We start from the raw sequence: 13,789 nt of genomic DNA on the forward strand, positions 1-13,789 counted from the left end.
TAAGGTGTGCGCATTGCTCTAAAAAAAGTGTTGCCGAACAATTAATACTACTTTGGGACTAACTTTAGCTAGTTATCATAACATGCCTTATCATTTGGTAGTTAGAGGGCTAGACAGCCGGTCCCACCTGCCTTGAAGCGGGTCAATACTGAAGAGCGATTAACGGCACCACTAGTTTTTCCGGAAGCTTGCTTCCGTGGGTCAGGACTTGTTCCTGGCCCTTTTTGTTTATGCCACCCTACTAAATCTAACTTTCGGAGGTTTCGTTTTGATTACCTTATTACTCAGCGTCTATACTTTAATTGCGGCCTTACTCGGGGTCTACTTAGTTCGGCATCAAACCAAGGCATTTCTAACCTTTGATCCGACTAAATCCCCGGCCGTTCATCATATTGCTCGTTACGGTGGCAGCCTGATGTTACTGGTTGCCCTCGGCAGTATCATCACAATCTTTTATCAAAACATCGTCTTAATTGCCTTAGTTTTAGCCAGCGGTTGCTTGATTATGATGGCAATTGCCCTACTTCTGATGACTTTTATGCAAATCTAAGAGAAAACGCTTTTTATTTTTTACGAAAACCTTTACAATATAAGTATCAAGTATTGAGGGGTGAGAATGATGTTACAACAATACAAACACATCTTAGTTCCCGTTGACGGTTCTTACGAAGCGGAATTAGCATTCAAAAAGGCCGTCGCTGTTGCGAAACGAAATGGACCAGACGCTTCAGTTCATATGGTACATGTCGTGGATACTCGGGCTTTCCAAAACATTTCTAGTTTCGACACAACCATGGTTGAACAAGTTACTGACACCGCACAAAAGACTTTAGACAAGTATGTTGCTGAAGCCAAAGCGGATGGACTTAACAATGTCGACTATTCCATCGAATATGGCGCACCCAAGACGATTATTGCACGCGATGTGCCTAAGGATTTAGGCGTTGACCTCATTATGATCGGTGCGACTGGTTTAAACGCCGTTGAACGGTTATTAATTGGTTCAGTTACCGAATATGTCACTCGGATGGCCGTTTGCGACGTCTTAGTCGTTCGGACTGACTTAGAGAACAAACCAGCACCAAAACCAAAGAAAAAGTAACTTCACTGACTTAAAGTGAATCGTTCCAAGCCTAATTGACTGGTAACCTGGTGACAGCTGTCATCCGTTTGCCAGTCAATTTTTTTATCCTAAAAAGCACTTAAACGCAATGTTTAAGTGCTTTTTAGGACTATTGTGGATCACCTGGTGCTTTGACTGTACCATCAGCTCTAACAATCCAACAAAGTCCGTCTGGCGTGACAAAAGTCCAGCCGCCAGTTGAACCTTGGTCGATTTTCAACTCATCCATTGAATAGCCCCCAAAATCCCCACCCGCAGGAAAAGCCGCAATTAACGCCGCCTTCGCTTGGTCTTCAGTTAAGCCAGTTGAACTGGATGCACTACTACTGCTAGCCGCAGTCCCACGCGTACCAGTGCTAGTTTCGGAATTTGACGCTTCATCAGTGGTCGTCGATGCGTCGTCGTCAGCATCAGTCGACGAGTCAGTCGTTGTTTCTTCATCACTGTAACCACTCACCGATTTATTAGCCGCAATCAATTTTTTGTTTTTCAGATTACTCGACTTGGCAACCCCATTCTTAAAATCAGCATAGGCCAATTTATTCGCTTTATTCAAGTATTCGATAATCCCACTACCCAAAGTACTTTGCTCAGGAATTGTCGTGAAGAGCTGATCAACACTCTGAGTTTGACCAGCTTTAACCTTTAGGACGCCACGCTTTTTTGATAATTTTTTGTCGCCATCTAAGATAAAGACAAACTTGGTCCGGTTAAATTTGATTGTCTTCTTTGATCCATTAGTGACCTTCATTGAAACCACGTAAACTGGATCCGCATAATTATCCTTGGTCTCATCTTGATCCAGCTTAAATTTAAATTTGACCTTGGCTTTATCGCCCTTTGTCAAATTTTGATAATACACCGTTTCAGTCTTCGTTGCTGTTTTTGTGGTGGCTTTTTTTGTCATCAGAGCACCACTATGCTTAAAACTACAACCGACTAACAACCACACACTCCCAATGACCATCACAGCTAATTCGATTTTACGTTTCATCACAGTTTATCCTCCAAAATTGCTGGTCCCCCGGCGCTAATCATTAAAATCATAAATAACCGTCCCATTTTCAACAATGTACAAATACCGATCCTCATTCTCAGGATTGACTAACTGAACTTTGACATCATGATCCTTCGTCGGCATTTTGTCGGCCATTTCCTCAGAGATTTTTTTGAATTTTTCCAGATAAGTTGAAATAATGCCATTACTGTCATCGTAAGTAATCACATCCTCAACGGCCTGATAAAGCTTGGAATCATAATCTGGAATCACTCGAATTGAGTTCGTGCGTTTTGAGTAATAAACTTCATTGCTTGAACCGAGGTGCTCGGTAACTACCGTTTGACTAATATCAGCAATCGCCTGTTCCGACAAATGGTTCCGCTGATAAGTATCATAGCCATACTTCCCCAAACCAACCACGATAACCAAGACAATCACGCCAATAATAATTGATAAACTACTGTGACTAGCTGGCGCTGTGGGTGCGGACTGACTGGTTGCTTGATTGACCGGTGGGACATCAGCAACTGGCACTGATTGCTGTGGCTGCGTTGCCGACGTTACCGGTTCAGATTTGCTGACCGCACTTGCCGGCGCAACAGCCTGCGGACTTGGCTTTTCAGACCTTGCCGGTTGCTTCGTCCCGCAAAACGGGCAAAATTCAGAATCAGCTTCAATTTTTTGACCACACTTAATACAAAATTTCATTTAGTTATCCTCCAAAATAGCCTGATACAGCTTGGTCCCCAGACTGTTCATTGCTGTAACTTGTTCGGTTTCATCACCATCTTGTGATAAGACCACGACAACAAATGCCCCCTGCGTATTCTTGATAATCGCCGCATCATTTTGAACGCCATAATCCCCATACTCACCGGTTTTGTTATAAACAATCGCATCACTTGGTAAATCATGCGGTAATTTAGCATGATTCGCATTTTGGCGCATGATTGTTAGCATGGCCTGATCCGCAGTCCGCGAAATCAGCTTGCCTGAGTACATCTTAGTTAAAACCGTCGCAACATCAGTCACTGAAGTGTAGTTATCCTTGCCATCAGCCAATGCAGCTGTATCCATCATCTTTCGTTCTAGTTGTGTTTCACTTAAATCTAATCGTTCAATTTCAGCATTAATCGTACTAATACCGCCAACTTTATCAATCATGATATTTGCTGCCGTATTATCACTTTCATCCATCATGCGCTTCAAGATTTCACGATAACTTAACTTACTACCAGTCGGCAGCCCTTGGAGCGTCCCCGTGCCACCAACTTTGTCGTTAGCCGTTAACGTATAACTCTCATCCAAGTTTAACTGGTCTGAATCAACTTGATGGTAAGCTGTAATCAAAATAAACAGTTTAATCAAGCTTGCGGCCCGTTGGGACTGGTCGTTTTGGACCACTTTGGCCGAACTATCCGTTGCGGCTACGGCTACTGACGTTGTCCCCTTTAGCCCCGACAAGCTCGTATTAATCGCCTGTTTAATGCTTGCTTTCGGAAATGACGTTTTAGTTGCCACCGATGACGACTGCTTTTTAGTTGATTGACTTGATTGTGCCGCCGTTTTTTTAGCAGTCGCCGGCGTGGCCTTTTTCGCTACTGTCATTGACTTGGATTGACTGTGATGCGTTATGACCGCATAGGATGCGCCGCCAACGATTGCGACCAGAACAATAATCACAATGATTAACCACCAATAATGCTGCTCGGGCGGCTTTTTCACCGTTGAACGTTGTGGCGCATTGCCCGTTGAATCAGCTTGGCCGGTCGCTGACGTTTGACTTGCACTGGTTGCAACCGAATCACTGCGTTGTGCTTGACTAGTGGTTACGTCGGCACTACTTGATTCAGTTGCTGCTAGTTGTGATTTAGGCGGCACTACTTTGCTAAGTGGCTGACCACAGTTACGACAAAAGCGTGCTTCCGCTTGATTTTTTGTCCCACAGTATTTACAAAACATTGCACTCATTTCCTCCAAATTTTCAATCTGTCTGCCCCTGTTGCAACGTCTTAATTTCCCGTAAACCTGCATCAATCAGCACCAATATAATGACCCACGCAATAATAATCAAAATGGTGTACTTTTCCATATTAAAAGATAACGGTGCATCCCAAGTGGCGTGCAAGGCGATTGCTAATAAGAAAAATCGAATAAAACGGCCATTCTGAAAAACACTGGTTGAAAGTGGCGCCGATCCCTTGGCTAGCGCTAAGGCAGCACCAACAATGGCACACCATAAGGTATGAGTCCCCAATGCCGTAACACCCCGCAGTAGCAATACGGATACCCCTAATTCACCGGCGTAACCAGCTGTTTCAAACGTCGCAAAGCCAGCACCGATGGCCGCGCCAATCAACATGCCATTTAAAATAAACTTGGTATTAATCCGATTAATATAGTAAGCAATCATGATTAACTTACCAGTCTCTTCAATTACGGCGACAATGGCCGCTGTCACAATTGACATTTGACCAATTTCAACAAATTGATATAATCCCAACGTAGCCAATAGTGAAGCCACACCACCCACCATGAAAATCTTAGTGACTTTAAAAATACTAATATTTTTAAACGTATTAATCTCAAAAAACATAATTAATAGGGAAAACGGCACTGCTAATGAGCTAATCGAAATCAACCCAACGTACATCTTTTGCCCATTTAAAACATAGAGACTGCCGACAAGTAAGCTAATCGTTAAAATAAATAACGCTAACACGCGTGAAAATAACCACGGTTTCACCGGTGAATCACTCACCTGTGCCAAAGTTGGCGTCGTTTGGCTAGTCCCAACAATGAAGAGCGCTTCGGCTTCCGTTTCAGAATGCGATTTAAAAACTTCACTGAACATGGTGCCCAAATGAATCGGTACCTTCTTCTGTTCACCGGTCCAACTGTTTAACTTTTCCGTCGCCGAATCAAACAAATTTTGCGTTGGATGAGCAGCTTGTGCTTGCTGCTGATTCGTCGCCGCAGTTACGTGCATGTCACTGACATTAAAACCACAATTAGTGCAGAACTTGGCCCCATCAGCCAATGCCTGACCACATTTGGGACAAAAACTAACATTATTCATACTAAAATCCTCTATTCAAACCGATTGGCTTGGGTATCCCCACGACGACATAACAAAACAAGTAAATAAATCCAACCTACAATTGGTAGTAGCATCCACCAGTAATTGGCAAATGACCGATTGCCATCATGCAAGCGGCGACTAACCGCCGTCAATGATGGCAAACAAAAGACCGCCGAGAAAATAGTCAGTAATAACTGACCTAGTTGCGCATCAAACAACAGATAAATAGCCATCAACACCAAATAACATAACTCATAGGCTAGGATTGACCACCAGTAGTTTGCACGGCTCATTCGACCACGGAACTGCGCATATTTACTAAAGTATTCCTTAAAGGCCCCCACCAATCCCAAATTCGATTGATAATCAATATTGGGTGTTGCTTGATTACGTGTCACTTGCGGTTGCGCTGGATTCATAGTGGGCGTTACTGGTGGCGTTACTACAGTACTCTCATCAGTGCTAATCTGACTTAAATCTAAACCACAGTTTGGACAAAAGCGGGTCTCACGATCAATCTTCGAACCACATCTAGGACAAAAACTCATTATAATTCCTCCAAAGTGTATCACTTTTGCGAACGTCGTTACCTAACTAGCTAGTATCGCAAATGTCACAACTGCTGATTCCATTGCCTTTCTCGACTTTGCAAATGACTTACCTGCAGTTGTTTCCCACTTTAACTAACAAATTAATAAACGTATTCACATATTCCTATACAAAATTATAATTATATCGTTTTACTTTAGCAAGCACTTTTAGCAATATCATCCACCTATCAGTATAGAATCCCTGCTTCCATTGCTATACTAATGTGATACAAGGGGTGATTTTTTGGTCGACAAAACCTTTGGTAGTCGTTTAAAAGAACTTAGAATGCAAAAAGGCTATTCCGTACGCAGAGTCGCTCTTTATGGCGGTATTTCTTCTTCCTATTATTCACAAGTTGAAAATAATAAACGTAAAATTCCAAAACCAGAAACCTTAAGAAAAATTGCAACGGGACTACGTATTTCTACTAATACAATCTTCGAACTAGCAGGACTTCTACCTGAGAATTCAAACCCGGAGCTTAACTTGTCACCGACTCAAACAGCACACAAAATTTCACTGATTGGCGCCAATGATCAAATCATCTTACCCACCAATCAGCGCGTCTACACCCAACTCCCACCATTAGGGGCCAGTCATCAAACACACTATTATTGGTTGCGCATTACCGAGGACAACATGCACAGTGAAGGTATTTTACCTGGTGATTTAGCAATCATTAGTACCAATCCAAAACTAAGTTTGTTTTCTGAAATTCATCGTAGCCGGCTAGTGGCTGTCAACTTAAAGCATCAATATAACACCGTCATTCGCCGCGTCCTTTGGATTACAGATGATCACTATTTCATTATCAATCCACGTGAAAGTGAAGAACCACTCGTAATAACTGGCAGTGAATTTAAAACAATCTTTACTGGGGTCGTGATTAACGTGCACCGCGCAATCAACGGCTGAGCCTGAATTTGAACGCATCAAAAAAGCGCTAAGCTTTCCTAAATTTGGAAAGCTTAGCGCTTTTGATTAATCACTCAGGCTTCTTTAGCCACTTGCAATGGTGCAATGTGATAATTGGCCATTTCTTCGGTGATTTTTTGGGTTAAAGTCGCATTATGCGTCACTAGGCTTAAGGCATAGGCCACATAATAATGGTCATGGGCCGCTTGAATATCGTTTAAAACAACTTCATTGGCCGCTTTTTGTGCATACAAGCGATCTAGCAAGTATAATGATTGACTTTCTTGTGCTTTCTTCAACGCTAAATCAATGAGCTCTAAGGCTGCTTCTGGAAAATTAATTTTAGCATATAATTGTGCAGCGGACGCATAGATTAAGATTTCATTTTGTAGATAATCATCATCACCAATGGGCAACGCTTCGGCATCCATGTTATCCAAAGTTGCCACCGCTTGCTTTACAAAAATTTCAGCTTTGTCGTAGGATTGCTTGCGTTCGTAAGCCAAGCCTGTGCCTAAAGTCGCTAAAATCGCAAACATATCATGACTTGATTTGACAAATTGATTTAATAACATTCCAAAGTTAAAAATAGCTTCATCCGCATTGTCACCTAACATCAATTGTAAGTAACCTTCATAATAATAATATTGTTTTTTATCAGTAATACTCCGTAACTGTTTCGGTCGGATTTTTGTAAAGGTCGTATTCGCCGCTTCCAAATTATCCTGCCGAATTAATAAATTAATCTTTTTAAAAGTCCGATATAATTGATCATCATTTTCAATGATGACTTCTGACAATCGAATGCCCAAACGATTACAAATTTTCATCATAATTTTCATGCTGGGAATCTTACTTTTTTTCTCAATTAAACTAATCGTGGCCTGGGTACAAATACCCTCCGCCAATTCCTTTTGCGACATGCCTTTTCGCTTCCGAAATTGCCGAACTTTCTCTCCCAATATTCTCATCTTAAACCCCTCTTTATGTCTGTTGCCTTTCAACCTAACACTAATTTGATCACCATTTAGTCCGACCCCACTCGCAACCTAAATGTCGTTAACCACCTTATCAATCCCCAATAGACCAATTCAATAATTGGACTGCCCACTTTTGATAAATTGGACAATACCAATTACGCATATTATTATATTCAGATAATACATAATACGCAAGAAATAAGAGTAATTCTTATTTAATATTAAGTTATATCATGTTTTATACCTGCATTCACTCATTAATCACCAGCAGTTCCAATTAGTTCACCAAACTTATCTACGTAAAGTTTGGTGACTCACCAGACTGTCGAAAGCGATTTAAAGTGGATAAGACCAGGATTTATTTTCGTCAAGCAACCTCACATCTCATTACCGTTTAGCGCACATCACGGCCCCTCATGCCATCATTAACTTTCTCATGCAACCCACAATTAACTATAACCAACCCATTAACCAATTAATGAGCTGATAGCCATAGTAATGTTGTGGTCGTTTTTGTAACTGCCGTAATCGACCAGGCTGATTGGTAATCAGGCCGGTTGCACCACTAACTGCCAACCGGCTTAGGGCTAGCCGGCGGTCCACCGTCCATAAATAAACGGCTTTATGTTCACGGTTAGCGGCTGTCAGTTGTTCACGGGTGACCGTCAATGCTTGTAACGAGTAAAAATCTGCCTGATTAGGCGCCAAGTTAGTTAAATAAAATGGCATGATATACCCCACCCGTAATTGCGGTGTGTGCTGTTTCAACCGCAGTACCACTTGATAATCTAACGAATGCACCGCATCGTGCCGCTGCTCGATTGTCGCCGCATAACGGTTAGCGAATGGCGTCATTAACGGTGCGACGTTGCCAACTGCCTTGATTTCAACAAGTAACGGTTGCTTCAACTGTTTCGAAGTTGCCAAATAATGATCAAAGGTACTTAATTCACCACGGTGCCCATGCTCGCGCAACGGTAACCCGGCGAGTTGATCTAACCGATAATCAGCAACTGGCCCCGGTCGCCGTGCTAAATTAGTCAAAGTGGCATCATGCATCACGACCCAATGACGATCAGCGGTCGGTTGAATGTCCATCTCGACCATCGTCGGTTGGGCCGCCTTAACCGTCCGTTTTAGCGCGCTAGTTGTATTTTGAACACCATCGGGTCCATTAACACCACGATGAGCAATTACCGCTGGTGTTGTCTTAGGTGGCGTTTGAAGCCACCAAGTTGCATAGCCCAAATTAAGGCCAACTAACACCAGCATTAAATAACGCCCAAGTCGCTGGCGCTGTGGTTGCATCGGTGCGACCAGCAGTCCCCAACTTCCGGCTAACACTAGCCAGACACCACTCTGCAACGTTGCTAAACTAACAATTGCCATCAAGCGCCCGGCAGTCACATTTAGCTGTTCAATCCCAAATGTTAAGGCTACCAGGAGGCTACTAGCTAAGATTCCCCAGCCAATCAAAGGGACCAGGCCTCGTAACAGCCGTTTGATGACTGACCACCAACTCGTCTGCCAGCCCATTGTCCACCAGGCGCGCCACGTCGTTGGCTGGCGTAATTGTTGTCGCCAACTTGGTAACCACTTAAAGGCAACCAACCATAAGCATAGCCACCCACCACCGACCCACGGTCCCCAGTCGTAACGTGTCATAAACAGGCTATTCTGTAATGGCACCGCTAACCGGATACTGGCTTGTAGTGTCGCTAAATAGCCACCCCAACCTAAAGGTAGCCAAATTAACCCTAATAAAAGTTGTAAGGCCCAAATCAACCGACGCTGTCGCCAAGACCAAGTCCGTGCCGCTGATTTTTCAGCTAACCACGGCAACCAGCAACTCAGTCCTAATAGACCAAATAAACTAATCATCCCGCCAAACTGAATACCTAAAACTTTGACACCCAGCGCAACTGCCAAGCCACCACTCCACCAAAGTGTCAGTGGCCCCTGTAACTGTTGTACGCCCCGGTTGATTACTTGCCAGCCCCGTGATCGCATGTCCCCATCTCCTTCGTTATCTTAAACTAAAGCTCTCTCAGTCTATCTTATGTGAATTTACCGCTAATTAAAAGACCCGCATCCCAATTTTCAGCAATCAAAAAGGTCCCTCAAATCACTCTGAGAGACCTAACTTGTACTAGACCATCCGACTGTATGGGTCAACGACTAGCGCTTCCGACATCAACACTTCCGTATAAATATCGTGGATAAGATCAACCGCCACCACATGTTGATGCGCCTGCTCAGCTAAAAAAGCACGTTCACTTGCAAAAGCCTGCATCATAGCCCAGCGCTGATCACGACTCTGAATAAGACTAACCGCTTCAGTCCGACTCGTCATTCTTCGCCAGCGCCGCACAAAAGCCCCCAATGGATTATTTTTTGTCTGGTCCTGCAAATCATAAATAACCGTTTTTTTTAGCTCGGGAGTTAAATTTAGCGCCTCTACCCGGGCAATTCCAACTGCCGTCATTTCGCGTCGTAAATGTGCTAATACCATCGGCTTATTCAACGCGTCGCCATCGCGTGGCAATAGCCATTTAAAGGCAATTGTGGGTACCAACATACTCACAATAATAACCACCGTCTCGACCAGAATAATCTGGTCAAATTGAGCCGTTGTCACAACGCCTGAAATCGAAAAAGTCATCGCGAGGGTAACTGCACCGTGGACACCGCCTAAAGCAAATAACCAACTTGCTTGCCAGTGCCGTTTAGTTACGAAAAGATAAGCATATCCTAGACGGCAAATGACTAATAAACCGTAAATAGCTAATCCTAGCCATAACCACCGTAACGAGACAAACATCTGCTGATATTGCGCCCGAAAGATCCGTTCAAGACTAATTCCTAAAATAACAAAGACACTACCATTTAAAATTTCTGAACCAAAATTCATTAATTCTGTGCCGAAATACATTTGGCGTGGGACCGTGAATCGACTACTATTGGCCTCTCCATTATGGATTAAACCAGCGACTACCACCGCAATAATCCCCGAAACCATTAGTTTCTCAGCAATTAAGTAAATAATAATCGGCGTTAACAAATAAATAAGCGTTTGTGATGAAACCACATTCGATTCTGTCCGGGCAAAGGCTTGTCGAAACAACATAAAGCCCAAAGCAAGTCCACCACCTACGATGACCCCACCAATCGCTGACACGAGTAACCGCCCTATATTGCCGGCTAAAGCAAGCTGGCTCGTTTTAAGCCATAACACACCGGCTTCCAGCAGAATTAGCCCAGTCGCATCATTAAAGAGTGACTCCATCTTCAAATGATCAACCAAGCGTTCACTGAACTTTCGGCCAGAAATAACCGATTCAAAGGCAGTCGCATCCGTTGGTGTACTGATTGCCACCATTATCAGCGCCACAGGAAGACCAATTGCAAAGCCCTTACTCAACCCTAAAGTTGCCACGATTGCTGACGCAATTGCCAAAATGAACGCAGTCCCTAAAATACTAGGAATCCCTTTACCAACCTTAACCATTGGTGTGACTTGACCTTCAAAAAACAACAGGGGTGCCAATATCAGCAACATAAAGACATCATTTTCAAAATTCGGAACTAATTGATTTAAACTCGGAATCATACCAATGATGATCCCCGCAAATAATGCCAAATACGTTTTTGAAATTTTAGGTAACCATTGTGCAACCAGGTTGGTTAATGCCACCGTGATAGCCAAAACAAAAATTGAAATAAGCAGTGCCATTTATTCTGCCTCCTATCAGGAGCCCTTATTGGTCCGACTCCCCCACTTTAAAACCATTAAAACGAGCCTAGGCCATCTTGCCTAAGCTCGTCTGCAACGCTCAAATATTCGATTACCACTACGTTATTCGGCGTCTAAACTCACAAAATCATAATGAATTTCTGATTGACGCTTGAATTCATCAAAACCGAGTTGAATCAACCGGTCGATTAAGTCGGCATAGCCAATTCCAGAAACTTCCCACAACTTAGGATACAAGCTAATGTTTGTAAACCCAGGTAAAGTGTTGATTTCGCCCAAATAAGGTTCGCCATCTTCAGAAACTAAGAAGTCCACTCGTGCCATCCCTTTTAAGCCTAACGCTTTAAAGGCATCCAAGGACATTTGTTGAATCCGTTTCGTTAAATCATCAGGTAACTCAACAGGCAATTCAAAGGTCACGCCACTAGCGTCCACGAACTTATTATTATAATCATAAAAAGTATCAGACTTAGGCACATCTATAGCGCCTAACTTCGAGGCCTTCGCATCTTCATTACCTAAGATTGAACATTCAACTTCACGGGGATTATCCACAGAAGCTTCCACTAAAATCTTGTAATCATACTTGAAAGCATCCGCTAAACCGGCCAAGTAGTCTTGTTCATTTTCAGCTTTATGAATGCCGACTGATGACCCTTGGTTGGCTGGCTTAATGAACAAATGATCACTCACATTTTCACGCAAATACGCATAAGTCATCTGATCCCGATTTTCCGGCGTCACCACCACATATTTCGTGTTTTGAATATGATGATGCGTCAAAATCTGCTTCGTAATATCCTTGTCAAAGCTGGCAGCCGACGCTAATACACCACTGCCGACGTACGGTTTTTTCAATAACTTGAATAACCCTTGCAACGTCCCATCTTCACCTAAATTCCCATGTACGACGGGATAAAAAATATCAATATCCTTAGCCGCTGCTAAGTTCTTGATGGGCGCCAATGGATCACTCATATCGAGTTTTGGCAGTTCGGTCGCCACAACTTGGTCTTCGGGCTCGCCATTAAAGACGCGTCGTGTTGCAGCGTCACTTAAAACAATCCCGTCCTTCGTTAATAAGAACAAATCGATATCATACTTCGTTTTGTCCATGGCATCGTAAATATTGTGCGCTGAACGCTTTGAAACATCATGTTCCGAAGAGTTCCCGCCAAATAACAAGCCAACATGGATCTTTGTTTGTGTCTCCATTATTAAGTTCATCCTATCAAGATTTATTTCATACTACGGCTTATCTAATTCTACAATATCTCATCACGATTGAAAACATTTTTGCAATGTTTAATCACAATTAAGCCTCAAAATCAGTCGTTAAGACTAATTTACCAAGCATCTGCCCCGTTTCGACAATCTGATGGGCTTGCTTTAAGTTGGCTGCATTCAGCCCGGTTATGATTTGCTGCGTTGTGGCTTGCAAGTCACCGTCATCCGCTAATTGGGCGACCCGAGCCAACATCATGCCTTGGGTCGCTAATTCTGGCAATTGATACTGCGACTTAGTAAACATGAACTCCCAAGCAAAGTTAAGTCCTTTATTTTTTAGCAATGCCATTGGTAACGGCTGAGCATTCGTTACCACGGCAACAATCGTACTTAGCGGCCGCATTAACGGGGCAACCAGTGGTAAATAACGATCAGTTGAATGCAATAATAGCGCACTATCCACGGTAGTAATCCCGTGAGCTTGCAACTGTGAGCCCAAGTCTTCATGATAATCCAACACCACATCAGCACCTAAGTTTTGCACCCAGGCTTTCGTTTTAGCTTGCCCGGCCGTCGTAATCACCGTCAAGCCGGCCCACTTCGCTAACTGAATGGCGATTGACCCAACCCCACCGGCTCCATTGATGATTAACACCGAGTGACCCTGATTAGCCTGAGCTTGAGCCTGCCAACCTAGCTTTTCGAAGAGGGCTTCCCACGCTGTCAGTGCAGTTAATGGTAACCCAACGGCATCCGTAATTGACCACGTTTTGGGTGCTAGCGCAATTAACCGTTCATCGACTAACTGATACTGGGCATTACTCCCCGGACGGGTCACATCACCCGCATAATAGACCACGTCATCCGTCATTATGGTCGTCACCGTTTCACCAACCGCAATGACCTTACCAATGGCATCAAATCCCAGGATACGTGGGATTGCCGTGGCAGATTGTCCCTGCCGTTGTTTCGTGTCAACCGGATTGACAGCGACCGCTTGAATTTCAACTAACACGTCGCGACCAGTCGGCGCTGGCACCTCAATCGTGACATCTTTAAAACTAGCTGGATCACTAATGGGTAACCCGACATAACTGCCTACTGCTTTTGCTCGCAT

The 13,789-nt window shown here is 43.5% G+C and carries 13 protein-coding genes; 3 read left to right on the forward strand and 10 right to left on the reverse strand.

Annotation, left to right across the window (positions count from 1 at the left end; translation table 11 throughout):
- The first annotated feature begins 268 nt into the window (after positions 1-268).
- Together C5Z25_RS03020 and C5Z25_RS03025 are read left to right on the forward strand one after the other, a co-directional pair.
- The gene (locus tag C5Z25_RS03020) at positions 269-550 is read left to right on the forward strand and encodes a hypothetical protein (protein ID WP_105451270.1); all 282 of its coding nucleotides are present in this window, start codon (positions 269-271) and stop codon (positions 548-550) included.
- Between the two features lie 69 nt (positions 551-619).
- Entirely contained in the window at positions 620-1,102 is a 483-nt protein-coding gene (locus C5Z25_RS03025) for a universal stress protein (RefSeq protein ID WP_105451271.1), read from the forward strand.
- A 130-nt stretch (positions 1,103-1,232) separates the two neighbouring features.
- On the opposite strand, the gene C5Z25_RS03030 is transcribed toward C5Z25_RS03025, so the two are convergent.
- From C5Z25_RS03030 to C5Z25_RS03050, 5 genes are read right to left on the reverse strand one after another with little or no spacing between them, the layout of a single operon-like run.
- Positions 1,233-2,117, reverse strand: a complete 885-nt coding sequence (locus C5Z25_RS03030; RefSeq protein ID WP_105451272.1) for a hypothetical protein — start codon at positions 2,115-2,117, stop codon at positions 1,233-1,235.
- A 36-nt stretch (positions 2,118-2,153) separates the two neighbouring features.
- Entirely contained in the window at positions 2,154-2,831 is a 678-nt protein-coding gene (locus C5Z25_RS03035; protein ID WP_105451273.1) for a zinc ribbon domain-containing protein, read from the reverse strand.
- Entirely contained in the window at positions 2,832-4,085 is a 1,254-nt protein-coding gene (locus C5Z25_RS03040) for a serine hydrolase (protein ID WP_158682895.1), read from the reverse strand.
- A 22-nt stretch (positions 4,086-4,107) separates the two neighbouring features.
- Positions 4,108-5,202 carry a PrsW family glutamic-type intramembrane protease gene (locus tag C5Z25_RS03045; RefSeq protein ID WP_105451275.1) on the reverse strand — a complete coding sequence of 365 codons (1,095 nt, stop codon included), beginning with the start codon at positions 5,200-5,202 and terminating at the stop codon, positions 4,108-4,110.
- 11 nt (positions 5,203-5,213) lie between these two features.
- Positions 5,214-5,753: a DUF805 domain-containing protein gene (locus C5Z25_RS03050; RefSeq protein WP_105451276.1), complete on the reverse strand. Its 540-nt coding sequence runs from the start codon at positions 5,751-5,753 to the stop codon at positions 5,214-5,216.
- Positions 5,754-6,039: 286 nt separating this feature from the next.
- Here C5Z25_RS03050 and C5Z25_RS03055 point away from each other — a divergent pair, with 286 nt between their 5' ends.
- Positions 6,040-6,711, forward strand: a complete 672-nt coding sequence (locus C5Z25_RS03055; RefSeq protein ID WP_234002776.1) for a helix-turn-helix domain-containing protein — start codon at positions 6,040-6,042, stop codon at positions 6,709-6,711.
- Between the two features lie 74 nt (positions 6,712-6,785).
- On the opposite strand, the gene C5Z25_RS03060 is transcribed toward C5Z25_RS03055, so the two are convergent.
- The 5 genes from C5Z25_RS03060 to C5Z25_RS03080 form a co-directional block, all read right to left on the reverse strand.
- Positions 6,786-7,682 (reverse strand): helix-turn-helix transcriptional regulator, encoded by an 897-nt coding sequence (locus C5Z25_RS03060; RefSeq protein ID WP_105451277.1) that lies wholly within the window; start codon positions 7,680-7,682, stop codon positions 6,786-6,788.
- Positions 7,683-8,144: 462 nt separating this feature from the next.
- Positions 8,145-9,701: a glycerophosphodiester phosphodiesterase gene (locus C5Z25_RS03065; protein WP_105451278.1), complete on the reverse strand. Its 1,557-nt coding sequence runs from the start codon at positions 9,699-9,701 to the stop codon at positions 8,145-8,147.
- A 139-nt stretch (positions 9,702-9,840) separates the two neighbouring features.
- A complete protein-coding gene (locus tag C5Z25_RS03070) occupies positions 9,841-11,424 on the reverse strand; it encodes a cation:proton antiporter (protein ID WP_105451279.1) in 1,584 nt (527 codons plus the stop codon).
- 123 nt (positions 11,425-11,547) lie between these two features.
- A complete protein-coding gene (locus C5Z25_RS03075) occupies positions 11,548-12,660 on the reverse strand; it encodes a D-alanine--D-alanine ligase family protein (protein ID WP_105451280.1) in 1,113 nt (370 codons plus the stop codon).
- 100 nt (positions 12,661-12,760) lie between these two features.
- Positions 12,761-13,789, reverse strand: coding sequence for a zinc-binding alcohol dehydrogenase family protein (locus tag C5Z25_RS03080; protein ID WP_105451281.1), 1,029 nt, complete (start codon positions 13,787-13,789; stop codon positions 12,761-12,763).

This window comes from Lactobacillus sp. CBA3605, from assembly GCF_002970915.1.
Taxonomy (GTDB): Bacteria; Bacillota; Bacilli; order Lactobacillales; family Lactobacillaceae; genus Lactiplantibacillus.

What these genes read in the sequence shown, in the direction of transcription:
- C5Z25_RS03025 (WP_105451271.1), top strand. Translation starts at nt 620, where the DNA reads ATGTTACAACAATACAAACACATCTTAGTTCCCGTTGACGGTTCTTAC.
- C5Z25_RS03030 (WP_105451272.1), bottom strand. Translation starts at nt 2,117, where the DNA reads ATGAAACGTAAAATCGAATTAGCTGTGATGGTCATTGGGAGTGTGTGG.
- C5Z25_RS03035 (WP_105451273.1), bottom strand. Translation starts at nt 2,831, where the DNA reads ATGAAATTTTGTATTAAGTGTGGTCAAAAAATTGAAGCTGATTCTGAA.
- C5Z25_RS03040 (WP_158682895.1), bottom strand. Translation starts at nt 4,085, where the DNA reads ATGTTTTGTAAATACTGTGGGACAAAAAATCAAGCGGAAGCACGCTTT.
- C5Z25_RS03045 (WP_105451275.1), bottom strand. Translation starts at nt 5,202, where the DNA reads ATGAATAATGTTAGTTTTTGTCCCAAATGTGGTCAGGCATTGGCTGAT.
- C5Z25_RS03050 (WP_105451276.1), bottom strand. Translation starts at nt 5,753, where the DNA reads ATGAGTTTTTGTCCTAGATGTGGTTCGAAGATTGATCGTGAGACCCGC.
- C5Z25_RS03060 (WP_105451277.1), bottom strand. Translation starts at nt 7,682, where the DNA reads ATGAGAATATTGGGAGAGAAAGTTCGGCAATTTCGGAAGCGAAAAGGC.
- C5Z25_RS03065 (WP_105451278.1), bottom strand. Translation starts at nt 9,701, where the DNA reads ATGCGATCACGGGGCTGGCAAGTAATCAACCGGGGCGTACAACAGTTA.
- C5Z25_RS03070 (WP_105451279.1), bottom strand. Translation starts at nt 11,424, where the DNA reads ATGGCACTGCTTATTTCAATTTTTGTTTTGGCTATCACGGTGGCATTA.
- C5Z25_RS03075 (WP_105451280.1), bottom strand. Translation starts at nt 12,660, where the DNA reads ATGGAGACACAAACAAAGATCCATGTTGGCTTGTTATTTGGCGGGAAC.
- C5Z25_RS03080 (WP_105451281.1), bottom strand. Translation starts at nt 13,789, where the DNA reads ATGCGAGCAAAAGCAGTAGGCAGTTATGTCGGGTTACCCATTAGTGAT.